The sequence below is a fragment of the Shewanella sp. A22 genome, assembly GCF_053850585.1.
In genome coordinates this window covers 14,455-40,648 of sequence record NZ_JBSQBN010000031.1, presented here as the reverse complement: position 1 = coordinate 40,648, position 26,194 = coordinate 14,455, and the positions used below count along the sequence as shown (strand labels likewise).

17 protein-coding genes are annotated in these 26,194 nt (G+C 40.6%); all 17 read left to right on the top strand.

Annotated features, from left to right (window positions below):
* Positions 1 to 605: 605 nt before the first annotated feature.
* Entirely contained in the window at positions 606 to 1,205 is a 600-nt protein-coding gene (locus ACWXWT_RS07965; RefSeq protein ID WP_456041077.1) for a DUF4255 domain-containing protein, read from the top strand.
* Positions 1,205 to 2,092 carry a hypothetical protein gene (locus ACWXWT_RS07960; protein ID WP_456041076.1) on the top strand — a complete coding sequence of 296 codons (888 nt, stop codon included), beginning with the start codon at positions 1,205 to 1,207 and terminating at the stop codon, positions 2,090 to 2,092. Before ACWXWT_RS07965 ends, ACWXWT_RS07960 begins: the two co-directional genes overlap by 1 nt.
* Positions 2,093 to 2,109: 17 nt before the next feature.
* On the top strand, positions 2,110 to 3,663 hold the full coding sequence (locus tag ACWXWT_RS07955; protein ID WP_456041075.1) for a phage tail sheath family protein: 1,554 nt from the start codon (positions 2,110 to 2,112) through the stop codon (positions 3,661 to 3,663).
* A gap of 52 nt (positions 3,664 to 3,715) precedes the next feature.
* On the top strand, positions 3,716 to 4,189 hold the full coding sequence (locus tag ACWXWT_RS07950; RefSeq protein ID WP_456041074.1) for a phage tail protein: 474 nt from the start codon (positions 3,716 to 3,718) through the stop codon (positions 4,187 to 4,189).
* A gap of 107 nt (positions 4,190 to 4,296) precedes the next feature.
* Entirely contained in the window at positions 4,297 to 4,770 is a 474-nt protein-coding gene (locus tag ACWXWT_RS07945) for a phage tail protein (protein ID WP_456041073.1), read from the top strand.
* Between the two features lie 3 nt (positions 4,771 to 4,773).
* Positions 4,774 to 4,944, top strand: a complete 171-nt coding sequence (locus ACWXWT_RS07940; RefSeq protein WP_456041072.1) for a DUF5908 family protein — start codon at positions 4,774 to 4,776, stop codon at positions 4,942 to 4,944.
* Positions 4,945 to 4,956: 12 nt separating this feature from the next.
* Positions 4,957 to 5,598: a CIS tube protein gene (locus ACWXWT_RS07935; RefSeq protein ID WP_456041071.1), complete on the top strand. Its 642-nt coding sequence runs from the start codon at positions 4,957 to 4,959 to the stop codon at positions 5,596 to 5,598.
* Between the two features lie 34 nt (positions 5,599 to 5,632).
* Complete coding sequence (gene vgrG, locus ACWXWT_RS07930; protein WP_456041070.1) at positions 5,633 to 7,423, top strand: type VI secretion system tip protein VgrG; 1,791 nt, start codon at positions 5,633 to 5,635, stop codon at positions 7,421 to 7,423.
* Between the two features lie 10 nt (positions 7,424 to 7,433).
* On the top strand, positions 7,434 to 7,733 hold the full coding sequence (locus tag ACWXWT_RS07925; RefSeq protein WP_456041069.1) for a PAAR domain-containing protein: 300 nt from the start codon (positions 7,434 to 7,436) through the stop codon (positions 7,731 to 7,733).
* A 157-nt stretch (positions 7,734 to 7,890) separates the two neighbouring features.
* Positions 7,891 to 8,307, top strand: a complete 417-nt coding sequence (locus ACWXWT_RS07920; protein WP_456041068.1) for a GPW/gp25 family protein — start codon at positions 7,891 to 7,893, stop codon at positions 8,305 to 8,307.
* Between the two features lie 45 nt (positions 8,308 to 8,352).
* Positions 8,353 to 12,555: a hypothetical protein gene (locus ACWXWT_RS07915; RefSeq protein ID WP_456041067.1), complete on the top strand. Its 4,203-nt coding sequence runs from the start codon at positions 8,353 to 8,355 to the stop codon at positions 12,553 to 12,555.
* Positions 12,548 to 13,477, top strand: coding sequence for a hypothetical protein (locus ACWXWT_RS07910; RefSeq protein ID WP_456041066.1), 930 nt, complete (start codon positions 12,548 to 12,550; stop codon positions 13,475 to 13,477). Before ACWXWT_RS07915 ends, ACWXWT_RS07910 begins: the two co-directional genes overlap by 8 nt.
* A complete protein-coding gene (locus ACWXWT_RS07905) occupies positions 13,467 to 16,103 on the top strand; it encodes a hypothetical protein (RefSeq protein WP_456041065.1) in 2,637 nt (878 codons plus the stop codon). Before ACWXWT_RS07910 ends, ACWXWT_RS07905 begins: the two co-directional genes overlap by 11 nt.
* Positions 16,100 to 21,340 (top strand): contractile injection system tape measure protein, encoded by a 5,241-nt coding sequence (locus tag ACWXWT_RS07900; RefSeq protein WP_456041064.1) that lies wholly within the window; start codon positions 16,100 to 16,102, stop codon positions 21,338 to 21,340. Before ACWXWT_RS07905 ends, ACWXWT_RS07900 begins: the two co-directional genes overlap by 4 nt.
* Before the next feature lie 78 nt (positions 21,341 to 21,418).
* A complete protein-coding gene (locus ACWXWT_RS07895) occupies positions 21,419 to 22,939 on the top strand; it encodes an ATP-binding protein (protein WP_456041063.1) in 1,521 nt (506 codons plus the stop codon).
* The gene (locus ACWXWT_RS07890) at positions 22,936 to 25,623 is read left to right on the top strand and encodes a hypothetical protein (protein WP_456041062.1); all 2,688 of its coding nucleotides are present in this window, start codon (positions 22,936 to 22,938) and stop codon (positions 25,621 to 25,623) included. Before ACWXWT_RS07895 ends, ACWXWT_RS07890 begins: the two co-directional genes overlap by 4 nt.
* A gap of 74 nt (positions 25,624 to 25,697) precedes the next feature.
* Positions 25,698 to 26,183, top strand: coding sequence for a hypothetical protein (locus ACWXWT_RS07885; RefSeq protein ID WP_456041061.1), 486 nt, complete (start codon positions 25,698 to 25,700; stop codon positions 26,181 to 26,183).
* Positions 26,184 to 26,194: the final 11 nt, after the last annotated feature.

Here is a 26,194-nt window from a genome sequence, read left to right as displayed (position 1 = left end):
TACGACTGCATGGTCTATTTTTTTCCATAAAAAATAAGACATTCCCACCATCCATGGCGGTCAGATACTGGAGGTAGAGTAACGCAGGAGCTTGTTACCGAGGATCACTATTCGCTTCAATCATCTGTCTTGCCTACAGCACTTTGAACTCCCGCTGAAAGATCACATATTTAATAGGATTGGTATAACTCAAATTGCCTTGATAGCACTTTAGGATTTATGTAGAGGTTGGGGAAAATGAAATTATAAAGTATCGAATTGTTCAATCCTACCCAATAACATTTTAAACTTATAATTATGTTTATTTTATATTTTTTGATTGTTAAGGCGTATTGGTTTAGTGTTTTATGCTGCCGCGTCATGTCCTATCTTTTATATTTGCCTTCTACAAATTCAGTTTGCATGTTTTTTATACAATCAGCTGGATTTTACAACAACCTTGTCATATAGTTTTTATACACCGCGTCGTTATTTTGCAGTAAGTACAGATGATTATAAGACATAGTCATGAAGTAGTATCTGAAAGACAGAATAGGGTATAAGGAAATATCGTATTAGAGCAGTTTATTAGGTTATTTTGCCTGATTAATGCTTTAGTTGCTGTTATGGATGAGGGGATTATTTTGCTACTTTCATGTATGGAACATATCGCATATAGACTGAATCAATTTTTAAAGAACAGATTTGAATTATCAGAAGATATCGTCGTGATTTCGAATCTTGTTAATCATGATGGCAGCGTTTGTGCGAATATAAATAATCGTGTTGTTTTATTTATTACCAATATTGAAAAAGAAACAGCCATGAGTCATAGCAGCGACTCTCATCGTGCCGCTGCTTTTGCGACAGTCAAACCAATTTTCCTCAATCTGTATTTAATGGTATCGGCAAATTTTAATGGGACTAACTACAATGAGTCTCTCAAGTTTATCTCGAGTGTCATTGGTTTTTTTCAGATAAATCCAGTTTTTAATCATCAAAACTCCCCTGAACTGAATAGAAAAATAGATAAAATCATTTTAGATATTGAAAATATTCAAACCCAAGACTTGAGTAATATATGGGGCATGCTTGGTGCTAAATATGTTCCTTCAATTCTCTATAAAGTACGAATGATCACAATAGATGATCAGATCGAAACATTCAGAGTAAATAGAACGTCTGATGTTGATGTGACACTAAAATCACAAAGCGATGAAATGTGATGAATTACGCGACACTTTTATCAATCAATATAGGTCATCGATATTTTGCATCTTCTTTGTGTGAAGGAGTGTCATTTCATCCATCTTCATTGACGTTAGCTCAGAGCCGAAATACGGGGGTTATTTTTAGGTCTATGAATGCCGGTATTCTGGTGTTATTTGAAAAGGAAAAAAGCTCAATAATGCAGATGTTCGCTAATGATGATGAGGGGTTAATACTTGATTTCTACGGTGTCCCCACTGATGCAAACCTGAGTGATATATCTTCATTTCCTTTATTAAAAAAGGATGAAATTATCACTTTTGAAAAACCATTAACCACTGGTTTACAGACGAGAATAAACGATGATGAGAGTTATCAGTTAGCCATTGATGAGTTTGTATCACCGTTAGATTATCAAGCTAAAGACTCATTGGGCTCATATTCCAATTCGGAAGCAAATAGATTTGGTTTAGGGTCACTTTTTTTTGTGCGAATACAGTTATCGATTCAAGATTTGGTGTTTCTTTTTGATAGTGAAAAACAGAAGCATAAAACAGTAAATTTCACGGCAGTCATCGATACCAATAGGAGTTATTGGGAGTATAGAGTGAATGGCCAAGGTGTGAATGAACATTTTTTAATTGTAGATAGGCAAGAATCAATATCGTTTTTTTTAAGAGATATTGAACAAGCGGTTAACGGTAAATTAACTGCTGTATTTAGGAGTGATTCTGAAATTGAGTTGAAAGAGTTTACCGAGAACCATTTTCAACTTATTGAGAAACGAGCCCATGGAGATAAAGTTGTGATCCGTCGTTTGCCTATGGCTCAAGCTGGGAAAGGCTATCAAGAGGTTGTTGATAATAAATTAATTAAAATTTCTGAAATTTTTATTAATTTTTAACTTTAAAGGAATAAATTATGGGCGTGATGAAAACACCTGGTGTGTATATAGTTGAAAAGAATGCATTTCCAAATTCAGTGGTCGAAGTAGCGACGGCCGTACCAGCCTTTGTTGGCTATACTCAAACAGCGATGAATGGTAATAAGTCATTGCTTAATAAGCCTTGGCGAATCACTTCAATGGCAGAGTTTCGTCGTTACTATGGCGAAGCCCCTGAACCAGAGTTTGAAATTGCAGAAAAACCAGCAGACTCCAGTGAAGATGCTGCATTTATACAAGGTGATAAAGCTTATTTGGTGTCGCAATCAAATACCAAATATTTACTCTATTACAGCATGATGCTGTTTTTTCAAAATGGCGGTGGCCCTTGTTATATTGTTTCTGTTGGGAATTATACCAATGATGTAGAGGCCGCCAAGCTACAGGCTGGTATTACCCCATTGCTAAAAGAGCAGGAGCCAACCATGGTGGTTATTCCTGAAGCGGTGCTCTTGGCTGAAGATGATTGTATTAGCGTACAACAAGCTTCACTGGCTCATTGTGGTGGTGCGATGCGTAACCGTGTGGCTATTCTGGATGTGTGGAATGGTTTTCTTGACAGGCAAGATCCCAGTGGTGATTGTGTCGACAGTTTCCGCTCTAAGCTTGGTATTAACTATTTAGATTTTTCGTCGGCTTATTATCCGTGGCTGAATACCACAATAGTGCAGGATAGTGATATTAGTTTTAAGAATATTGCCAATATTGATGTACTAGCGGATTTATTAAAAGAGGAGGTTGCAAGTAATTTTACCGATCTTGATGGGTTAACTGATGAACAATTGGCCAGTCCGAGTAATAAATTACGGGTGGCAAAGCGGGATCAGATGTTAGCTGAAATCGATACTCTGGCAACTATAGCTGGGGATGCACAAGTGTTGCTATTACATAAAACATTGAGTTCTATGAGTCCACTTTATAGCAGTATCTTGTTTGATTTAAAGGGGAAACTAAACCTTCTTCCTCCTTCAGCCTGCATGGCAGGTATTTATACCATGGTGGATAATGCTCGGGGGGTATGGAAAGCGCCTGCTAACGTGAGCCTTAATGCTGTGGTTTCTCCTGCAGTGAATATTTCCCATGATGAGCAGGAAGACCTTAACGTGACCACCCAAGGCAAATCCATTAATGCTATTCGTACTTTTATTGGTGAGGGTACTTTAGTTTGGGGGGCAAGAACGTTGGATGGCAATAGCTTGGATTGGCGTTATATAAGTGTACGCAGAACATTGATTATGCTGGAAGAGTCAATTCGATTAGCTGCTAAAGCTTATGTATTTGAGCCGAATACTGCCAATACTTGGGCAACACTCAACAGTATGATCACTAATTTTTTAACGGGTATATGGAAGCGAGGTGGGCTTGCTGGCTCCGTTCCTGCTGATGCATTCAATGTCAGCGTAGGCTTAGGCAGTACCATGACTGGCGACGATATCTTAGAAGGGATACTGCGGATCACGGTCCTCGTCGCTGTGACACGCCCTGCAGAATTTATTGAAATAACCTTCCAACAGCAGATGCAAAAGTCTTAAACATCAAAGCTAGCTTAGTGGATTTATTTTAGAAAAAGTTAAGGAGAACGATATGTCAGATGATGGTTCAAAACAGTCAGCCAATGTGTGGCCGATGGCTAAGTTTTACTTTGAAGTTAAATGGGCTGGAGGTGCTGGAGAGGGCATGGTGTCATCTTTCCAAGAAGTATCAGGATTAGATGTCGAGTCCCAAGTTATTGAATACCGAGCTGGAGATAATAAGATTTTTTCCACCATAAAAATGCCCGGTATTGTGAAAACCAGCAATGTCACATTGAAGAAAGGTATTTTTGCTAAGGATAATAAATTTTACGATTGGTATAGCAAAATTAAACTCAATACCGTTGCCCGTACCGCTGTGACTATTAGTTTACTCGATGAAACGGGGTCACCCACAATGGTATGGACTTTAGCTAACGCATGGCCAACTAAAGTGACAGGTACAGACCTCAAATCTGATGGTAATGAGGTTGCGGTAGAAACTATAGAATTGGCTCATGAAGGGTTAGCAATAGTGAACAAGTAGTTTCGGTTTAGATTGAGTCAGGAGCCCATCTTATCATTACTTAGCAAAGCTTGAGTATTGGCTAAGGTGGGATGCTCATTATTGACACTTAATTGAGGATAAAATCTATGCCAGATGGTTCAACTCAAGATGCTGGAATATGGCCAGTTCCAGCCTTTTATTTCAAAGTCGCTTTTCATGGTGCTAAGAATAAGTCTGATACTTCCTTTCAAGAAATTTCCGGTATTGGCTCACAGATTGAGACTGAGGATTATGTAGAAGGTGGTGAGAACCGTTTTATATATCAGCTTCCTAAGTCTATTAAGCACAGCAACCTAACCCTTAAGCGCGGTATTACTAAACTCGATTCATTTTTGGTGAAGTGGTGTAAAAGTTTTTTTGATGGGGATTTTAATATCACGTTGGAACCTAAAGATCTTTCCGTACACTTGTTAGGAGAGAAGGGGACTGTAATTCGTAGTTGGAATTTTTTTCAAGCTTATCCAGTGAATTGGAAGGTGGATAGCTTTAATTCGACCAAGAATGAAGTGGCCATTGAGGAAGTAGAGCTGAGTTATCAATATTCAAACAGAGTAATATAACTTATGTCTATAGAAATTAAACAGTTAGTAATTAAATCTAGTGTGGTTGATGGCGGTGAAGGTGCTAGTTTTCCCGTAGTGACGGAAGCTGAGTTGGACGAGCAAAAAGAGCAATTGTTAAAAGCTTGCTTACAGCTAATCCAGCAAAAGCGGACCGAAATACGGGAGCGTTAAGGGGGAAATGGCATGGCAAAGAAATTGACCGTGGAAACTGAAGATGGCTCGAGCAAGTTTGAATTGATGCTAAATCCAACCAGTTTTAATCATGGGTATAGTATTAAGTATGACGATAAGAAAAAAAAGTCATTAGGTAAATCGTCAAGTGAACTTAAATTTGCTGGGTATGATTCTGAAACGATAGATTTTACAACAATATTGGATGGAACAGGCGTTGTGAAGACGACTAAGCCTGTGGATGTCAATCAGCAAATCGACGCCTTTAAAAAAGTTATCTATAGCTATGTGGGGAATAAGCATGAACCTAATGTTGTGCACATTATTTGGGGGACCCTCTATTTTGTTTGTCGGCTAACCAGCTTTAAGGCTGAATATGTGTTGTTTAAGCCTAATGGTAACCCATTGAGGGCCAAGTTAAGCCTAGCCTTTGCAGGCTATATGACCAACAAAGAAGAAGCATTAACATCTAAACGTTCGTCACCAGATTTAACCCATATCATTGAGTTCAAAGCTGGTGATACCTTGCCATTGTTGTGTCAAAAGGTATATCAGGATGGGTCTTATTATTTGCAAGTCGCTAAGGCCAATAATCTTGCCAGTTTCAGAGATATTAAACCTGGAACTCAGTTAGTGTTTCCGCCTCTCGTTTAGGAAATATTATTTATTTAAAAGGACTGAAACGTATATGGCAGCTTCTCCACTAGCCAATAGCGATGGTGTGATTAATTACAGTATTACCGCCGACGGTAAAGCGCTTAATGAGAGTATTAATGTGCTCTTCATTGATGTTGGTTTTGGGGTTAATCAAGTCCCTAGGGCCAGCTTTGTGGTGAGTGACGGTGATATGCCGGACAAAGATTTTCCTGTAAGCACAGAGTCTTGTTTTAAGCCGGGGACCAAAATAGAAATTAAGGCAGGTTATGGCAGTGACGTGTCATCTATTTTTAGTGGCATTATCGTTGGTTTGGGGATCACGATAGGACGTAGTAACGATTCGAGTCTAGTTATTGAATGCAAAGATGCCTGTGTGGCGATGACCATAGCAAGAAAGAGTGCCAATTATATAAAACAGAAAGACAGCCAAATTTTAGAGACTATTATTGGTCAATATCCCTCTCTGAGTAGCCAAGTTTCGGCAACAGGATCTGAGTACGATGAGTTAGTGCAATTTAACTGTACTGATTGGGATTTCATACTTACTAGGGCCGAAATGAATGGTTATTTAGTCTGTGTTGATGCTGCGAAGGTGACCGTAGCTGAGCCAAATGTCAATGATGAGTGTGTACTGACCGTCACCTATGGCGAAGACCTTATCGATTTTCAAGCAGATATAGATGCAAGGTATCAATTCTCTTCTGTAAAAAGTGTTGGCTGGGATCTTAGCGAACAAAAAAGCCTTGAGCAGGAAGTTACAACTCAATCCCTTAATAAACAAGGGGACTTATCATCATCAGATCTTGCTGACACTTTATCCTTGTCTGAATTTAGACTGCAAACCACAAATACTATGGACAGTGCATCACTTAAGGCTTGGGCCAAAGGCCAACAGATAAAGTCAGCCTTAGCGCGGATAAGGGGCAAGATGACATTTCAAGGCAGTGCGGCTGCCAAAATAAATACTCAGATAGAAGTGCTTGGCGTGGGGAGCCGTTTCAATGGTGCGGTATTTGTTAGCCAAGTGCGCCATGAAATAGCCAACGGACAATGGTTGACAGAAATTGAATTTGGTATGTCGCCCCAATGGTCTAGTGAATATCGAGATATAACCGCACCGCCAGCTAGCGGTGTCTTACCAGGGGTGGAAGGTTTACAAATAGGTATAGTGATGCAGCTTGACGAGGACCCCATAAATCAAGATCGGATTAAGGTCAAAGTTCCTGTGATGCAAGCTTCATCACCAGGTGTTTGGGCTAGGCTTTCCAGTTTCTATGCCTCTGGTGGGATAGGCAGTTTCTTTATTCCAGAAATAGGCGATGAGGTGGTGTTGGGCTACTTTAATAATAATCCCAGTGAACCTGTGATTTTAGGAAGCCTTTATAGTAGCAAGAATACTCCTCCCTATGAGATAGCGGCAGATAACGACACCAAGGCAATCGTAACTCGAAGTAAGCTCAAACTAGAGTTTAACGAAAAAGACAAAGTTATTACGATTATTACACCAGAAAACAACAAGATAGTATTAAATGATAAAGATAAATCTATCCTCTTAGAAGATCAAAATAACAATAAGGTTAAGCTCAACAGCAGTGGTATCAGCTTGGACAGTCCCAAAGATATAAAAATCAGTGCTAAGGGAAGTTTGTCATTGGATGCCGTTGGCGAAGTGAGCATTAGTTCCAAAGCTGATGTTAAGGCGACAGGGATGAATATTGAGCAAACCGCACAAATTGGTTTTACCGCTAAGGGGAGCGCGACTGCAGAACTGTCGGCATCGGGACAGACTACAGTCAAAGGCGCCATAGTGATGATTAATTAGGGAGCACTTTATGCCACCAGCAGCAAGGATCACTGATATGCATTTATGCCCAATGGTCACACCAGGATTACCCCCAATTCCCCATGTTGGAGGCCCCGTAATGGGCCCTGGAGTGCCGACTGTGTTAATTGAAAAGCTACCTGCTAGCGTGATTGGTGATAGCTGTACCTGCGTCGGGCCACCAGACACAATAGTAAAAGGCTCAGCCAGTGTCATGATTGGAGGTATGCCGGCTGCAAGACTCGGAGACTCAACTGTTCACGGGGGAAGCATAGTGCTTGGAGCTTTTACGGTTCTAATTGGTGGATAGTGATTGTGTCGTCTCTTTTGTTTGTTTTTGGTGATTAAGACTAAATTCACAGAGCTGGTAGTGTTAAAAAACGTGGAGATTTTTGTCGGTCATATTGATGTAAATCGTATTCGATATTAAAAACTAAGAGAGGATCTTGGTTTTCATGGAGGGAATCATGGTTGAGGATAAGTCATTTTTAGGGACAGGTTGGCGTTTCCCGCCACAGTTTACCGGATCAGGCAGACAAGCCGCTATGGTGAGTGAAGAGCTGGATATTAAAGAGAGCATTAATATTTTACTTTCAACCAATCCGGGTGAAAGGGTCATGGACCCTGACTATGGGTGTGGTATTAAAGCCATGGTATTTGAGGAGATAAACCAAGCCACTATAACTAAGCTTACTCATGTTATTGAGCGGGCGGTTCTCTTTTTTGAGCCGCGTATTGATTTAGAGCTAGTTGATATTAATACGCTGCATGCTATGGAGGGGAGACTTGATATCTGTCTGCATTATCGGGTGATCACAACCAATGCGAGACGTAACATGGTTTATCCCTTTTATATCATGGAGGGGACGCTCGTTGAATTTTAATCATGATATCCGAAAAAACAGTCCATTTAGATACTCAGCTTCGTTATGACAAGTCATGATGCGCGCTTAATATCCCTTGGTAGCGCTCAGTCTGAACGGCTGCCAGATGCCTTGCTCCCAGGGCATTTTGATGTGGATGAAATGTCCTTCGAAACTTTGTTGGTGTTAGCCAAAGAGATCGCTGGTCAATTGCATTTCTATAATTTAGATAATCATATGGAAGGCAGTTGGGAACCTATGTTCCTTGCAGACGACCTTGTTATCATTGCTCAGCTACAGACGATTAATAGTCGCAGGATCACCAGAGAGTTTGAGGAGCAGTTGAAAGGTGATTCTGAGCAAACTATTTCTATCATCATACAACTTTTTAGCGATATTAATCTTGCCTATAGCAAGTTGAAAACGTCTGAAAGTAAGGCCTCGATTGAGCTGTGTTTAAAAATAGCCTCCGCGGTAAATAAAAAGCTCTTGGATCAATTACAGGCTTTTATCTCGCTATCAGCTGGATTAAATGTTCAACGAAAACAAGAGATGCAGCAATTTATTATTTCATTAGATAAAATGTGGGGTATAAATGCCGAGTCTGAGATGGAGGAATATCTTAGCCCTAAGGTAGAGATAACTGATAGAGAGCAAGCTTATGAGTTGAACTATTATCAACGAGTGTCGACACTGCAGCAGTGTTTTACCACTTTGATGAATGCGATTCGTTTTCTGCAAACGGATTTGCATCTCTACCTTCAAGAGATCAAGGCCCAAGCTGATCATGATCCCGCAATGGGACTGTTAATGGCATTTTTAAAGATTTATCGCCTGAGTCAGACGCAGTTAAATCGCTTTACGATGAAACATCTAGATTTCTATTATCGTAATTTGCTCAAGTTTAACCCTCATGTGCCCGTCCCTGAATCCTGCTACCTAGTTTTTACGCCTACTAAAGGGCTCAATAAAACCAATATTATACTTAAAGGGAGTGAGTTTACCTGTGGTAAAAATTCACAATTACAAGATATTATCTTTACTTTAGATGATGACCTACTGTTATCCAATACCAGAGTCGGTTCTGTTGTCAGCTTATTTCTTCATCGAGATCCATTGATTTCACCTGAGAGCGAATTGCACTATGTGACTAAGGTTGTGAAGAATACATTAGACGGTCAACGCAAGGTAAGTAACCAGAATGTATTTTCTACTTTTGGGGCTAACCCACTTTTAGCAGGAACAAATCAGATACAAGCTCAATTAGGCTTTGGAATTTCGGCTCCAGTGCTCAATTTGAAAGAAGGCAGCAGAAATATCTCTCTTGCCATAGCTTTGACCGAATATCAGCAGATAAGCCCGCATCTATTATATCTTCTGGTGACTAATGTTGATCATGGGATAAAACATCAACACCTCGCAGCTATTGTCAGTGAGTTGTTGGGGGCTGAATCTGAGTCAAGGTTTTCTCAGGTTAGTCCACAAAGCGCTTCTGAGTCCTCAGTCAACACCGAGATTCTTCACCCGCTGACACAGGAGGTTTTGAGTCAACTATTGCCTTGGCAAACTAATGAAATATATACAAGTTCAAGTGTTAAAGTTAGTCAGCGTATTTATAAGCATTATTTATTGGCACTTTTAGTATTAGCGGCCGACGAACTTCAATTTTATCGCATTTTAGGACGTATTTTTAGCCGTCATACCTTGAGTTGTATGGAGGCTAATGAGAAGGCGTTGAGTGCAAATGAGTACAGTGGATGGCTAAGTCATAATGATATTGAGCTGATAGATCAAAAATCCCAACAATTTACAGCAAGCTCTGGTGTTATTCGTCTTCTTAGATTATTGCGACAGGATCAACTGCGTACTTTTTATGAATTGTATGAAAGCATGTTTGATATGCATATTTCTATCGCCGATGGTTGGTTTGAAATTAATCACTACCGAATTAACCCACTTAGGGGAAAAGTTAAAGGTGATGACATAGGTGTGTATGGTTTTCATTTCGATATTCCATTAACAGCAGATATCCCACCGATCGTCCCCTGTGACCCTAAGATCCACGGCGATATGTGGATGAGCGGTGAACCTTGTATAACGTTTGCCATTAAACCTTTGGCGACGTTCTTCCCTTATTCGATATTTAGAAGTCTTATTTTAAGTTCTGTGGCGATAGATGTCACAGTCAAAGGGCTTACCGAGCTTGTGGCCTATAATAGCCATGGCCGTCTTGATCCTTCCAAAACATTTGTGCCTTTCGGTGCTTTACCCAGTTTGCATAGTGACTTTATTCTGGGTAGTGAAGAGATGTCGAAAAAAAACATTCAAACAGTGGATATTAATATTGATTGGGCTCAGCTACCGATAGGATCAGGTGGTTTTAAAGAACATTACGTGGGTTACCCCTATTATCTTGATAATCAGAGTTTTAAGGTCAACTTTCAGATATTGAGAGACGGAAATTGGGTTTATGCTTCACATGGTGATGACTTTAACCTCTTCGGTTGTCAGTCTATTAATCGAGAGCTATCTGGACATGCCAGTCTTTCCAGTATGATTGCTAATGAGTTTAAGCCTGTGGCTAGAGGCGCTAGGCAGCAAGAGTTTGATTATAACCTCAAGAGTCGAAATGGATTTATTAAACTTGTATTAGTTGCGCCAAACAAAGCCTTTGGTCATCAAGATTATTCGGGGTTGCTGACTCAAACATTATTAACCAATGCTAAGTCAAAGCGGCCTGATGCCTTGCCAAATACACCATACACCCCAACAATCAGTAAACTTTCGTTGAACTATCATGCTAAAAGTGTGATTTATTTACATCCTCAAAATCATAAAAAGACCCTACCGCATCATAGTGTGACTCATATCCACCCTTTTGGTTTTCAGCAAATCTATCCAGTTAATTCATCCCACTTACAACCAGAATTGCACACCCTTTTCCCTCGTTATTCCTATGATGGCAATCTGTTCATAGGCCTTGAGGCTCAAGAGCTAGCTGATGAAATTAGCTTGTTTTTTGAATTAGATGAGAAGGCGAATTTAAATCGTGGTGATGCCGCGAGCGATATTCACTGGTTTTATTTAGTCGACAATCATTGGTATTCATTAGATGAGCGACAGATTTTAGCCGATTCAACTGCAGGTTTTATTACCTCGGGTATTGTAACGATTAAAGTGCCTGCCAATGTGACGAGTGATAATAGCATTATGCCAGCAGGACAGTTTTGGATAAGGGCTTCGGCTAATCGTGACTTAAATTGTTATGGCTACTGCCTTTCTATTTCGACTCATGGCACTAAAGTTACCCGTAAACTTAACGTTGATGATACAGACTCACGTTTAACCGGTATTCATCAATGGCAAGCGATGCAGTCTCAAGTGGGCTTGGCAAAAGTTAGCCAATTAACCCCTTGTTTTTCCGGAAAGTCTGTTGAAAAACCAAGAGAGTTTAAGCAAAGAGTCAGCGAAAGATTAAGGCACAAGGGAAGGGCTGTTTCTCCTTGGGATTATGAAAGGCTTGTTTTAGAAGCATTTCCTGAGGTAGAGCGGGTGAAATGTTTTGCTAATCTCATCTATCAAACTCAAGGAATATTTCCAGGGCATATTTTACTTATTGTGAGGCTAAGGGTGAGTTCGTGCTCCCATACGCCTTGCGATAATTTCCATGCTAGCAGCAATATTTTAAATAATATTCAACGCTATATTTCTAGCTTGTGTAGCAAATTTGTCAGTGTTGATGTTCGAAATCCTATTTATGAAAGCCTGCAAGTTCGCTGCTCAGTGAAATTTAATGCAGGGGTGCATTCAGGGTCGGCCATGAGTCAACTTAATCAAGATATTTGTGATTTTCTGTGCCCTTGGTCAGAACGGGGCAATATTGGCTTTGGTTGGACCTTGAAGGTGAAAGATATCGAGTCTTTTATTCGACATCATCCATCAGTCAAGTTTGTCACTCAAGTGTCTGCCTTACACATTGTTACTGGCAGTCAAGGGGATCTCGCTAATTTTCAATTGCTCGATAGTGTCAATACTACGCAGGTCTCTAATGAGCTTAATCCTGAGGCTATTATCCAGGCAAGCAGTCCTTGGTGTCTACTGATGCCATTTAACCATCATGTTATAGCGCTAACCGAAGATGAATATGATCGTAAAGCTAAGGTCACTGGTCTGGATGAGCTGGAAGTCGGTGGCAACTTTATTGTTTGCGATCGAGATCCTGAAAATAATGATCAAATAAAAAGAAAAGGAAGTCAGCATAATGGCTAAACGCAACAGGAGCACGCTGAAAAATTATTTTAGAAAGGGAGCATTGCCTTCTGCAGATCATTTCTCCGATCTGATTGACTCCTGCCTTAATACATTAGAAGAGGGATTTGATAAATCGGTTAATGAAGGCTTTAGAGTCTCTTCCCTAGAAGAAAATGCTCATTTAATGAGTTTCTATCGAGAAAACGCTCCAGAACAACAGCTTTGGTCGATTCAGTTTGATAAAGAAATCGATGCCTTACTTTTTAGTTCACCCAATGCACAATATGCAAATAAAGAGGCAGGTAATAAGCCTGATAGCACTAATGATATCAGCTCTTCTCCAGGTAATAGTGCTGAAAGTTTAGGGGCTCAGAGCCTTTTAGCTTTATCACCAAATGATTGTGTAGGGATTAATTGTGATCGTCCCAGCCATACACTTGAAGTTAATGGCACTTTTAAAAGTAGTGGCAGAAAAGGAGGAGCCTTTGAAAAAGCGACACCTAAGATTCTTCCCGTTAAAGCTGACGGAAATTGGCATACCATTTCACCTAAGTTAGAAGGTTGTCAGGCATTGGAAATAATGGCAGGCGTTGGGATAAAGAGTTCGGGCCGTTACGGGTTATTACGTGCCATAGCCATGAACACCTGCGATCCTGACTCATGGTGGTTCGATGTGTTTAATTGGTTTAATGTCAAAAGCAGTATCAAGAGCCAACATGCTTATTATACTTCCTCGGCAGATAAGCTTTGTCTACGCTGGATAAAAGACAAAGAGAAGCCTCAAAAGAGCGAGGCTTATCGGCCTTATTATTTGCAAATTCGTAGCAATACAGATTATGGCGATGGTATTTATATTCGCTATCACATCACCAAGCTCTGGTTCGATGATTATATGCAAGATTGTATAATGACCAAAGAGGAGGCCGGTGATGAAAACTAGTGCCACCTTAACTCGGCATGATGTTAAAAATGATCCTTTAAGTTTCTATAGTCTAAGGAAAACTGGGATCAAATATGCCCAAGCTTTTTCCGGTGACATCTGGACTGATTATAATGCCCACGATCCAGGGGTGACTATCCTTGAGCAGCTTTGTTATGGGCTAACAGAGTTAAATTATCGCACCGAATTTAATGTTGAAGACCACCTTTCTGAGCCCGATGGCTATTTAAATCTCACCACATTGGCCTTGGCTCCGCCTGAAGAGGCGCTACCTGCTCGAGCCTGTACTGTGGAGGATTACCGTAATCTTCTACTCGATGGTATAGAAGAAATCGACAGAGTGTGGATTTCTGCTCAGGCGTCAGCACAAAAGGGCTTGTATAACATTGAATTACAGCTTACTCCATCTCAGCGAGCCCTATGCCAAGCTAGGCCGTCCTTGATGGATAAAATTATCAACAAGGTGTCACTTGTATATGGTAAGCATCGCAACCTTGGGGAAGATATTGGTGAGATAAGTATTATTGCTGACAACGGGTATCAGTTGCATGCCGATATTGAGCTTAGTGATAATGTTAGTGCCGAGTCAGTGATGGCTAAGATTTACCATGTTAGCCAGCAGTGGCTAATGGGGGAGTTGGTAATAGAAACGTATGAAGAACAAATCAAGCAAGGGAAAAGCTTAGAAGCCATACTCACAGGGCCTAGAACTCAGCATGGCTATTACAAGGTATTGGATAGTCAAACAAGAGACCGCAGCACAGACAAGGTCTGTCGTACGCTTTCGTCCTTGTACTCGGTCATTCGTACTTTAGAAGGCATTGAGACAATCAATCACTTAGCTTTGAAGGATGTGGATGAGTCGCTTAGTCGCTTGAATATGACGAAAGACCAAGAGAAAGAAACTCAAGATCCTGGTAATACAAATCCACAAGAAGTGGAGCAAAAAAACCAGCTGTCACAAGTTATTAGAGATAAGTCATGGTTACTTATTCCTGACGATCCCAAAAACATCAAGGTCTGTTTGCAGCGTCATAGACAGACACTGAATATAGATTTTGAAACATTCAAATCTCATGTGGAACATAGGCAGTTTAAACAATATTCGATGCGTCACACCCGCCAAGAAGTAAGCAGCTTGTATCAGGCGGTTCAAGGCCGCTATAGGCAGGTAAAGCATTATCACTCAGTACAGCAACATTTTCCTGTTCACTATAATTTAAGTCTTATGGGCATTCAGGCATCGGCAGACCCTTTAGATAAAGCCAAAGCTAATCAGCTTAAGGGCTATATGCTTATTTTTGATCAGCTTATGGCAAATTTCTCATCTAATATTAATAACTTAAAGAACTTGTTCTCAATAGATAAACACTACACTCAAACTTATCAATTTTACTCGTTTGATTCAATAAACCTACCTGGAATAGAACGTTTTTATCCTAAGACACCCAAACAAACATTCGATGAGTTACTCGCCAAATTTGATCACTTTTATGACAGAAAAGGAAGGGTACTGGATTATTTATTGGCCCTTTATGGTGAAACGTTAGATCAAAGGATCTTAAGACAGTTCAATGCCTATGATAGCCAACAAGGTCTTGAGGCCGTGCTGTTGGATAATAAATATCAGTATTTAACCTCGGTATTGGCCCTAGGACGAGATCGAGGAGCGGGGTTTGACTATCGCAGTTATCGTGAGTTTACTCATAATATTGGTGGTTTCCAGTTTAGGTTAAGCAGCTTACTGGGGTTGCAAGTTAATCAATGGCCTTATACTAGTTTGATTAAACGACAGCCGCTGGACATCGTCACAGACGCCGAGTTTGAGCAGCTTAACGCTAGCCACCATAACCAAGTTATCTTGAATGATGCGATGGCCAAAGATTTTATTCCCATCACGTTAATTAATTCATCGATTAAGCAAGATGAGAAAAGCGCCTCCAAAGTTTTTTTATCTTTATTGCCTCTTAAAAATAATGTTATTGGAGAGACTTTCTTTAGAAAAGGGGTCGATATCACTCATTTTAAATTAGTGAAGCGAGGCCGCTTATCTCAATATGATCTTTTTTTTACTTTACAGCAGAAACAAGAGCTTAGCGTCAAAGATGCTAGATTGCAGCACGATACTAGCTATTATTTGGGATCGAGTTCTGATACCAATAAGGCCAATCGGCTAGCAAATATTATACGTGAGCACTTGGTGTTGCTGAATCGTAAATGTGAAGGTATTTATGTGGTTGAACACTTACTTTTAAGGCCTGAGACGAGAACAGACAGTAACATTACATTGTTAAAACCTCATACCGTAGAGGAGGATTTTTACTCTTTAAGGGTGTCTATTATTTTCCCTAATTTTACCGCCAGATGTGCAGATAAAGGCTATCAAAAAATGGCGCAGGAGATCGTAACAGAGCAATGTCCTGCTCACATTTATCCTCAATGTTATTGGTTAGGTTTTGCCCAATTGTGTGAGTTTGAGCAAACTTATATGAAATGGCTGGAATTAAGGAGAAGTGGTTTCAGCCCTAGTGATGAATGTCAACAGAGCGCTCAGCAGCTGGTGGACTTACTTAAGAGCTATCAGAAAGCTCAAGGGCTAGTCGAAAGTACTACGGTGACAGCATGATTATGACACAAGGCCAACAAACATTACCTTCAGATAAGCACCTCATTGAACAAGCTGTGTTAGATATTAGTTTTCCAAATCAATGTCTTGCTGATGAATTTCAGTCGCTGGCACATAGATTTATGCTACATGATTTATTGCCACTTATAGATGAGGTATTTGAGCTGTACAGTAAAACTGACAGGGTGATTAGTATTGACAATCTTGTCATCGACCTAGGTAATTTGCCCGCTGCGGATTATCGTAATCAATTGTTACTTAGGGTTCAACAGGCCTTAAATGAACAGCTTAAACTATTATCGACAACGTCGGGTGCTAGCACGTTTATACCAAATGAGGCCCATCAACAAGGCAGTAAAGCTGTTCTACCTCAATTTTCTGGAAAGACACATCAAGATATCAGTCAATGTGATTATCGTAGTATGTCCAAAGCACAGGCAAGCTGGTTACAACTTAAGTATTTTCTCGAGTTTGGCGTCTTGTCTTGGAATACGGAAGTCAGCCGTTTTTATGCAAAGCAACAAAACTGGACTGACTGGTTTGAAACGACCGTATTGGCTCACGTAGGCCCACTGACTCATTTATTTAACATTTCTACCCAAAAGCAAGTGGTCATCACTCGCCTTCTTCGGTATCTCAAAACAGACAAGGCCATAACCTGTCTGTTGGCCATGACTCAGCATTCGCGACAAATGGCGTTGTTGCTCAAGATAATGCTCGACTATGGCGATGGACAAGGATTTAGTCAGACTGAGAAGCAGTTTTTTACTCAAGGTGGTTGGCTAGAAGGTCAGAGTAAAGCAAAAGTTCAAGATTTTTTACTCGCCTTGTTTTTGTCTTTGGTCAATAGGTCTGACGCTGTTCTGTTTGAGATTAATTCTGCTCACGCGAACGCTGATGCACAAGAGCAATTTTTTCCAAACTTAAGATTAGGTCGGATTACATCATTGGTTAATGTGTGTCAGCAATATGCTCCTAATGGGATGAAGGCCAACTTTAATACTATACTCTCTTCCGTTGCTGCCGCTGATCATCTGTATCGGGAGTCTATGGCTGCGGATGTCGATAAACCAAACTTAACCTCACGCGATGGGCGTCAACAGGCCATGACTTTATTCACTTGGGCCTTGCTACGAGGGCATCACTCGGAGTTGTTGTTTATTTGGTCCTTGGCGACCCATGAATTGGCTAAAGAATTTGTGATCTTATTGCGTCACCTTGGCCAGCAATATGAGGTCAGGCATGCCTTATCGACAGCGCTATCTGAGCCTATGTTTATTGATCTGTTGACGCTACTAGAGCCGACTGAAAGTGTTTTTATTCTAAGCTTTAAACGTTTAGGTCTGCCGCAGTTGTTTACCTTAAAAGAGAATCAAACACATAAAAAACTGAGCCCAAACGGAAGGGAAACTCGTGCAGACATAATCGGATTAGCCATTTCTCCCTCGGCTCCTATGCCTGAGATGACAAATCACCACAGGATATTTTGGGAGTTCACGTTAAGTTATCTTTTAGTTGATCGTGGCAGTGCGTTTAACCGTAAGGCTTATCTGCATAGCATGATAAAACAGGCGGCCAATCATCAAAATGTGAGTCAAGCTAGGTTGCATCAATCTTTGTGTCAGTCATTACTAAGCGTAGGCTCCGATTCTCCCCTAGCAAAAAATATGTTTCATATTTTGAGTGAGCTTTCGTTCAACGCTGAGCCCGTTTCTATGGCTAAAGGGGCACGGAATATTGATCCTCCTATAACAGATAAATTAGGACTAACGGAGGAAGAAGTCTTAATTACACAACTTGCCATAGGGTTACAGCAAGGGCGTATCGACTATATTATCAAACACTGGTCTCGTTATATCGCTGAATATAGTGAGTTGTTTCGTAAAGGGCTTTATCTCTATGGTCAGCAACCTAGTGTCATTAAGATGTTAGTAACACGTCTTAGTGCTCCGATGCTGCAAACCCTTTTGGGCGTATTGGCCCCTTCTGAGAAGGCGTTTATTAAGTCAATTGTGGCTCAATTAACGTCTAGACTTGTTGATACTGAAGTAGAAAGAGGTCCCCAATTTGAAGCGGTTGGTGTTAGGCAATATCTTTGGCAATTTAGTTTAAGCTATTTGGTTACAGAGCGAGGTTCGGTATTCAATAAGCTCAGCTACCTTAGTGCGTTGACTCAACAAATGGCTGCTCATCATAATTTAGATCATCAGCAACTCGTTAGCGGGCTTATTCAAGGGTTTTCAACACCAGAACAGCAATCTGTCATGCAAAGTGAATTGATGGAACTCCTTGTTTCATTGTTGCTACACCCACTCGATTTAGTTCAGAGCCACTTGTGTTTGGAACCCAAGGTTTCAATTGAAAGCTTGAGTGAACAGCCCGTTAATACAGAAAATACTGAGCGTTCTCAACTCTCACGGGGATTTGACGCGAACGGATCGGTAATCGCAGACCTCGCGCATGATGAGGCTCAATTATTACGACGTTTAGTGCTTGCCTTAGTGCTAGGTGACTCTGCTAATTTAGAGTTGCTTTTACCTAAAGCTAATAAGACGATCTTAACTCAATTCTCTTTTATTTTATTGCAATATGGACGTAGTGATATTCAGATACAGCGTTATTTATTAGTACTGCCTAAGTCCACTCAATATCGATTAATTGCGTTATTTTTACCTCGATTACTTGTGATTTTACCAACGCTTATGACTCAAGAATCATTACTATTTACGGGAGTTAAGATACCAAATGGTCATATAAAAACTCACTCATCAATGGAGACTCTGTTACTTAAAAAAGCAGGGCTAAATGAGACAGAGTTATTGCCGCTAGGATTTATTCAAAAAAATTCGCGTTATAAATTAACTCAAAAATTGATTTTTTCCACTTCTTTAGATTTGCAAATAAGTTTGATTTTGTGGCGTTTTATTTGCCATGTTCCTGCCCAAACTCAAGGGATAAAAACCGCCAGGAAGGTACCTGATATTGCCTCACTGGTTCAATATTTTGTTGTACAAATGGCTGCCTACCGTCACTTACCTTACCAAACCTTACTGCAAGCTATGCTTAAGGAAGCCTTATACCGTAACGAGAGAACCGCTAATCACAACGTTGATAAGAGCGCTCCTCTCTGGCTTATCGATATATTGAAAAAATGGTGTGCGGCACAGCCTGAGTTAGCGATTTATACGCCTTTATCCAACGTTAGCGTTGGCCCAATAGATGCGGCTTATCTTCCTCCTGAAGCTCATGCTTCTGTGCAGCCAAACATTGAGGAGGCTTCTCCTTTAGGTCGCTTAGTGATATTCCAGCAGTGGGAGAATAGATTACTAAAAATGGCCCAGTGCTTAGCGATAAAAGCTAAGCAAAAAGATACGCATAAAGAACTCTCTAATTTTGTGAATTTACTTATTCTGTTGGAAAAAGAAGATATTGTGCGCTATTTCGACCTTATGCAACAAGCTGTGATGCAATCTATCGATTGGCACTTTATTTGTGTCAATATTCAATGGTCGCAACGCCAAGTGCTCATTTCACTGCTTGAAGCGGTTGACGATTTATCATCAACATTTAGTCTATCTCAGCGGACTTCTTCAGCGGATTTATTGCCACCTTTAACATCATCGAATTTGCATGACTTAACCGACTACCCTCGTTTTCACCGCCTCTCAATAAGCGATGACGCCTTCTTTATGGTTAACCCCCCCCTATTAATTCCTCATATTAAGCTATTTTCCTTGATTCCTCAGTGGCGAAATAGCATGAAGGTCACAGACATAAGTACTGTTCAGAATACATCCATTACCAGCTCAGCCAGCTCGTTAAAAGTTAACGAGATGGAAGATAATGCGCTTCAACGTGCAAAAACTCAGCATATTGAAAACGAAAAAAATGCTAATCGAGACCGTGTAAGTGTAGAGCAAGACGTGTTGCAAGATGATGTTGAAATGCTTAATACGATGCAGAAACTGCTAGAAAAGTTAGCTCAAACTGACTCTGGGTCAGTGTCTTATCTGGGCTTTTCTCGAGCCAATGCGCGGCAATATCATAAGGTTGACACCTACCTCCGTTACTTGCTTAAACATGATGCAGCAGCGCTTAAAGCTCAATTATTGAATTACATTAGACATCATCAGGTGATGCAATGCCTTGTTTCGATAAGGAGTAATAATGAACTTGTCGAGCTAATGACTTTTCTTTATGGCCACTCTTTTACTCAATTGTATACAAGACTAAGAAGCTTGACGCAATGTTGTCCTACACTTATTCATTTATCGAGTGATTTACATTGGCGATTTTGGTTGTTTTTTCCAAAGGCTTTGGCTAGTCATCATGGCGAGTTAACCCTCACAATTATGGATTTTTTACAAGATATATACCAAACAGATCAACGCCTTAATCGAATGTTCTCCTCGTGGCAGCATTTCTTAATTCAATTAAGGGTAGAGCTTAAGGAGAATAGAAGATCGGGAACTCAAGTTGTGAGGCTCTTTGAACAACTGACGTTACTCGATAATGCACTAGAAAAGTCGAAAAAAATTAATGTAACACAGAGTGCTTCTGTTGATAGCACTAGTGACGATACCTCTCTTACAACAAAGGATCCTCTTGCACTAATAGAATCCATTATCTACGGCGTGAAGGGTAAAGATGCCAACAATAATAGCGCATTGCAAAATGATGCAAGATTAAGAAATTCAGCCAATGAAAGTGATGTTGAACAGGACGTTGAGACGATAGATAAAATCTATGTGGCCAATGCCGGGCTAGTGTTACTGAGTCCATATATTTCTCGCCTGTTTACTATGTTGTCGTTGACTCAGCAAGGGGAGTTTATCAATGACAATGCTCAAGAGAAGGCATTACATGTCTTACAGTATCTTGTGAATGCTCAACAGGACTCTCCGGAGTTTCAATTAAGCTTAAATAAGATCCTCTGTGGGATGAAAAGCGCTAAACCGCTTCATTACCATATCGGGTTAACGGACGAAGAAAAAGACACGGCTGAAGGGCTTTTAGTTGGCGTTATTGAGAATTGGCGCGCTTTGGGTAACACCAGTGTCGATGGTTTAAGGCAAACTTTCCTTCAGCGAGATGGCGTGATCACCCTAGAGAAAGAGGCGTGGAAGTTGCGCATTCAACCCAAAGCTTTTGATGTGCTGTTAGATAGTCTTCCTTGGAGTTTTGGGGTTATTAAACTGCCTTGGATGGAGCGTGTTCTGCATGTTGAATGGCGTTAAGTCATAGTGCCAAAGTCGTAAAATAGCGTTAATAAACGCAAAAAGGAATATTTGTTTTTTGATATAAGGTCGCCAAGGATGAGTAAATTAACGGTGGTAACTCAAGATGAAATACCCGCAGAAGTCCTTTCCAATAACTCGGAAAGTGACAGCACGTTAGCAATTGCTCAAGACGCGTCTGTGGTCAACGTATCAGATGCGAAAAGTGAGACGATGGAGGCGTTGATAGATTCAGGCCTATTGGGTGCGCCGACCACACTCTGTGAGGCCAATGCTGCCAGCTTAGAACGGGAAATCGCTTGGTTCTCTATGGTGTTAGATTTAAGGATTAAGCTTTACTTTAAGCAAGAAACAGAGTTTGAATCCATTGATCAGATCTCCGCTCCAGATTTGCATCAAGATAAATCGGCTTATGCCCTCTGGGTGAAAGAATACCTTAACCTGAGCGAAGAGAGGTTGCTGTTAGTCATGGCCTTGATCCCCCATATTAAACCTCATATTTTTGATACTTTTTTTATTCGTAACAGTAACTTTGATCGGCCTTATACTGAATTTGGGGGTAAGCCTGGTACTATCCATCAAGGTTTTTTACCGACCTGTGAGACTGCCGCGTTTGTACTCGCTGGAGAGTCTCTAGTCGATCGCTTTCGTATTGCTGCTTATTTTGAAGCCCAACACCCTTTTATTAAACATAATGTGATTAAGTTGTCGTCGCCCAACACTGGCGAACCTTTTTTTAGTAGCAGTTTCAGTTTGGAGGCAGAATTCCTCAACCAATTCACTACAGGCATTACTCAGAAACCAGATTATAGTAGCCAGTTTCCCGCAAAGTTGATCACTAGCCCGTTAGCTTGGGAGGATTTGGTTTTATCTACAGAGGTAATGGACGAGATAGATAAAATAAGAGCTTGGATAATCCATGCCGATCATTTATTACAAGATTGGGGGTTATCTAAATCTCTTAAACCCGGTTATCGTAGCCTTTTCTATGGCCCACCAGGAACTGGTAAAACTTTGACCGTGACCTTGATAGGGGCGGAATTAGGGTTAGATGTATATCGTATCGATCTCTCGGCGATGGTGTCTAAATACATAGGTGAGACGGAAAAAAACTTAGCCAACCTGTTCGATCAGGCTCAAAGTAAGCGTTGGATCCTCTTTTTCGATGAAGCCGATGCCTTGTTTGGAACTCGTTCTCAGGGCGGAGGAGCTAATGAACGTCATTCAAATCAGGAAGTGGCCTACTTGCTACAACGTATTGAAGACTTTCCCGGCATCGTTATTTTAGCGAGTAATTTAAGAGCAAATATAGATGATGCCTTTTCTCGGCGTTTCCAATCACTGATTTATTTTCCTATGCCCGATGCGCCTCAGCGTCATCAACTTTGGCTCAACATGCTTAATGGGCGCTATCAAGATGATGAGCCTGAAAAGCTGCAAATCATTGCCGAAAAATATGAGTTATCGGGTGGCGCCATTGCCAATGTGGTTCGTTATGGCGCTATTTGTGCCGTGCAAGCTGGTCATAACGTTATCGCGTTTCAAGATCTTGTTAGCGGCATAGCCAAAGAATTACGCAAAGAAGGAAAGACTATATGAATTGGCTTAGTGCTTGGGCGAGGCCTTCTTTATTAAGAAGCTTACTATTGGTTTTTGTTATGCTGTCATGCCTTGGTTATACGGCATTTACCGCCGCTAATAGTCGTGTATCTTATTGTGAAACCGAGGTGGCGAAGACAATGGCAGATCCTAGCCTCAAAAGTAAAATTTTTGGCGATCTTGTGCAGCAAAACTTGGCCACGATCTATCGGGATTTGCCTGATTACCTCGCCGATGCTGCTCGCTCTGGTAGTTATCTAACGGATGGGAAAGTGGGTCGGCTTACTGAGAAATGGCTTAGCTATTTTTGCCAAGAATTTAACCAGTTCAAACCTGTTGTGAGTAGTAATGACTTTGTGACCCAGTTATTAAGTTCCTTAGTCACCGTCGCTGAGTTGACTCAAAACTATCCTTCATGGCGTAAGACGTTAATTAGTATGCCATTTGAGCGTTGGGTTTCAGAACAAGTTTTATTAGGGCTCGTCAATCAACCGAGTTGCCTAGATATTCCATACTGCTACGGCACGCCGACGCAATTACATGATCTCTTCGATAAGTTCTACTTAAATCCTCAGTCAGGAAAATACCAACATGATTCTCCTGTAGCGCCTAATTATTATCAGCCCGTCATCAAGCCTGAACAAACAGTACAAGCTTATTACCAAATAAACACCGCTGATATAAATAGATTAACGACATGGAGTGAGAACCAAAAAAAATTCAATGATCTAGTTGGAAAGTCTTTCAAAACTGATACAGAAATAGGTACCGCGTTAACTCCTATCGTTACGGCGCTTGTGGGCCCTAGTGATAATAAAAAACTGACGGCTATTTTGGATCAATTGGTCACCGTGACCCCAGCTAAGTATCAGTTACTTACTTCACCCGTCAGTGAAGATACTAATAAAGGCGCCTCTGCTGTAGATAGCAGTATAAGTGCTACTAGCAAAGATAACGCTGCAATCAATACCACAGACAATAATAGCAATATTAAAGAGGACTCCAATAAGGTCACCGCTCCCCCTGCAGTGACACAGGTGCTTGCTCAACCTCAAGGTTATTCCGTCAGCCGGAGCCATGCAGATGCCTTTTTGGCATCGTTATCTCTTATTGTTTTAGATAAAACACAGCTTGCTGAGTTATCTCGTTTACGCGCAGTTCAGTTTGCGGATGCTTACTTATTTGGTGTGGCACTTAACAATCTCGGTGCGACGTTATTTCAACCCAGCGTGCTAGAGAGTCTTTACAAATTGGCCCATAAAACGGGTGAGCCAAGCACACATATTTCAGAGCCTTTGTTATGGGAGGCGAGTCCGGGTTGTGGTTGTACAGAAAACAGTGTTGTTGGAGGAGATGAGTCGCGGATTTACTATGGTGTTTATCCTTATTGGCAACAAAAAAACGATAGCCGAGTCGACTACAACCACTTAACTCGAATGGGGTATTTTTCTGCTAGCCTAGAGGGGCAAAAAGTTATCATGCCTAATAATTGGCGTGCAGATAAACCATTCTCACAATTTGTTCTCAATGCTCATGATCATAAAGTAAAAGTGGATTTGGTGATTTCATCTCATGAGGTTATAAACCATCCATCCTCCACGGCTCCAGTGTTCAATCAGGCCTTAATAGAACAAATACTAGCAGTGATTAAGACGCCAATAAAAGGAGATTTTATTAATCAGATTAAGCCTGTGATAAGTCTTGGCGCCAGCCCTAGCCGAACCATGGCAGATGGTGTGACGCTAAATTTTGATCTTAAAGGGATAAATAGCCAGGTTAAAATAGATGAGTTTATCGACTTTATAAAAAAACTCAAGCAAGGCTTAAATACGGAGGATGCTATGTCTGTACAAGCACATCCTGATGATGAGTATTACCTTAATATTATGTTACCCGCCTATGAGCTAACCGAAAAAGCTTCTTTGTTTTACACAGTAGAAAATTTGGCAAGAATAGAAAACTACGTAAATGTGTTTATCGTGATTTTTTCACCTTTATCGGCAGTGGATAAAGCAACAGACAATAATAATGCTAATTCACTAATGCATAATCAAAATACTGAAGGTTCAGAGCCTGTATCTTCTTCTATTAACGAAAGTGTTGCTGCAATGAAGGCGTTTAGAACGCTACTCGGTGATGAACAATACTCAAATATAGCAGGGAAAATTTTCGCCAAGTCCTTGCCACTTATCCGTACCAATGACACAGATGACACCACCCAATTGCAACAAGTGTTGGATTACACAAGATGGAGTTATCTAGGCGCTGCTTTCTGGTCTTTTCCGTTGTCAGAACACACCATGAGCCTTATCGATAAGCGCTATTTCACCCCTCCAATGAGTGATTTTCCCTTATTGAAGCCCGCAGTAGAGTTTGCTGATGAGGTGTGTAATGTTCTTTGCCCTTTGAGGTGGCCGCTGCGATTGGCATTTTTCCTGATAATACTTGTTGTTTCTGCTTATGTCATCGCGTCCATTTGGTTCTTTTCTTTAAGGAACTTGTTCAGTCGCTGGTATTTTTTAGTATTTTTACTGCTGAGCTGTATTTTTATTATGTTGGTATTTAGTTGTGATCCTTATTGGCAAGAGCAACAACAACTTTTCTTGTTTATTTTTATTCTAGGGGTCTTTGGCTATAACTTTTTTCGTCAATTAGCCATAAAAAGGCGCGGCAGCTTGCCTTAAATAGAACTAAAGTTAGCGATAGATGTTTTATTGGTGATCAAAGCGCAGCAAAAACAAACTAAAAGGATTTAGCTATGTATGCACAAAAAGAAAAGCCAACTGAGCGTAACAGTAGAGCCATTATCAATTCCGTTACTCAGAAACAAAGTGATGTAAAACAAACTCTAGCATTAGTTGATAATCGAGCCGGATCGGTAGCACAAAGAAACTTACAAGACATGGTGAAACCGAGTAAAAAAATAGTACAACTGGTTACATCCGGTAATACCAGTCATTTTGATAAGGACTCTCATAAGCTGGCCAAAGAAGAAGCGTATAGAAGAAAAATTTGTACACCGACTAAGCTTGCTACTCGGTTTAGGGATGCAGGTATATCGAGTGGGCATAAAATGGTGTTAAGCATGATTTCTACTACGCAAGGGAAAACAAAATTTATTCTAGTGGTTTCTGTTACTTTGGGGGCATTACCTAAGGATGATCATGTATCTTACATCACGGCTTATCATTCTATAAGCAATGCAGCAAGAGGGGAGCCTAACAGCACCTACATAAATATTTAAGCTGATTACAA

Coding starts and splice junctions, on each gene's coding strand:
- ACWXWT_RS07965 (WP_456041077.1), top strand. CDS start 606: ATGGATGAGGGGATTATTTTGCTACTTTCATGTATGGAACATATCGCA.
- ACWXWT_RS07960 (WP_456041076.1), top strand. CDS start 1,205: ATGAATTACGCGACACTTTTATCAATCAATATAGGTCATCGATATTTT.
- ACWXWT_RS07955 (WP_456041075.1), top strand. CDS start 2,110: ATGGGCGTGATGAAAACACCTGGTGTGTATATAGTTGAAAAGAATGCA.
- ACWXWT_RS07950 (WP_456041074.1), top strand. CDS start 3,716: ATGTCAGATGATGGTTCAAAACAGTCAGCCAATGTGTGGCCGATGGCT.
- ACWXWT_RS07945 (WP_456041073.1), top strand. CDS start 4,297: ATGCCAGATGGTTCAACTCAAGATGCTGGAATATGGCCAGTTCCAGCC.
- ACWXWT_RS07940 (WP_456041072.1), top strand. CDS start 4,774: ATGTCTATAGAAATTAAACAGTTAGTAATTAAATCTAGTGTGGTTGAT.
- ACWXWT_RS07935 (WP_456041071.1), top strand. CDS start 4,957: ATGGCAAAGAAATTGACCGTGGAAACTGAAGATGGCTCGAGCAAGTTT.
- vgrG (WP_456041070.1), top strand. CDS start 5,633: ATGGCAGCTTCTCCACTAGCCAATAGCGATGGTGTGATTAATTACAGT.
- ACWXWT_RS07925 (WP_456041069.1), top strand. CDS start 7,434: ATGCCACCAGCAGCAAGGATCACTGATATGCATTTATGCCCAATGGTC.
- ACWXWT_RS07920 (WP_456041068.1), top strand. CDS start 7,891: ATGGTTGAGGATAAGTCATTTTTAGGGACAGGTTGGCGTTTCCCGCCA.
- ACWXWT_RS07915 (WP_456041067.1), top strand. CDS start 8,353: ATGACAAGTCATGATGCGCGCTTAATATCCCTTGGTAGCGCTCAGTCT.
- ACWXWT_RS07910 (WP_456041066.1), top strand. CDS start 12,548: ATGGCTAAACGCAACAGGAGCACGCTGAAAAATTATTTTAGAAAGGGA.
- ACWXWT_RS07905 (WP_456041065.1), top strand. CDS start 13,467: ATGAAAACTAGTGCCACCTTAACTCGGCATGATGTTAAAAATGATCCT.
- ACWXWT_RS07900 (WP_456041064.1), top strand. CDS start 16,100: ATGATTATGACACAAGGCCAACAAACATTACCTTCAGATAAGCACCTC.
- ACWXWT_RS07895 (WP_456041063.1), top strand. CDS start 21,419: ATGAGTAAATTAACGGTGGTAACTCAAGATGAAATACCCGCAGAAGTC.
- ACWXWT_RS07890 (WP_456041062.1), top strand. CDS start 22,936: ATGAATTGGCTTAGTGCTTGGGCGAGGCCTTCTTTATTAAGAAGCTTA.
- ACWXWT_RS07885 (WP_456041061.1), top strand. CDS start 25,698: ATGTATGCACAAAAAGAAAAGCCAACTGAGCGTAACAGTAGAGCCATT.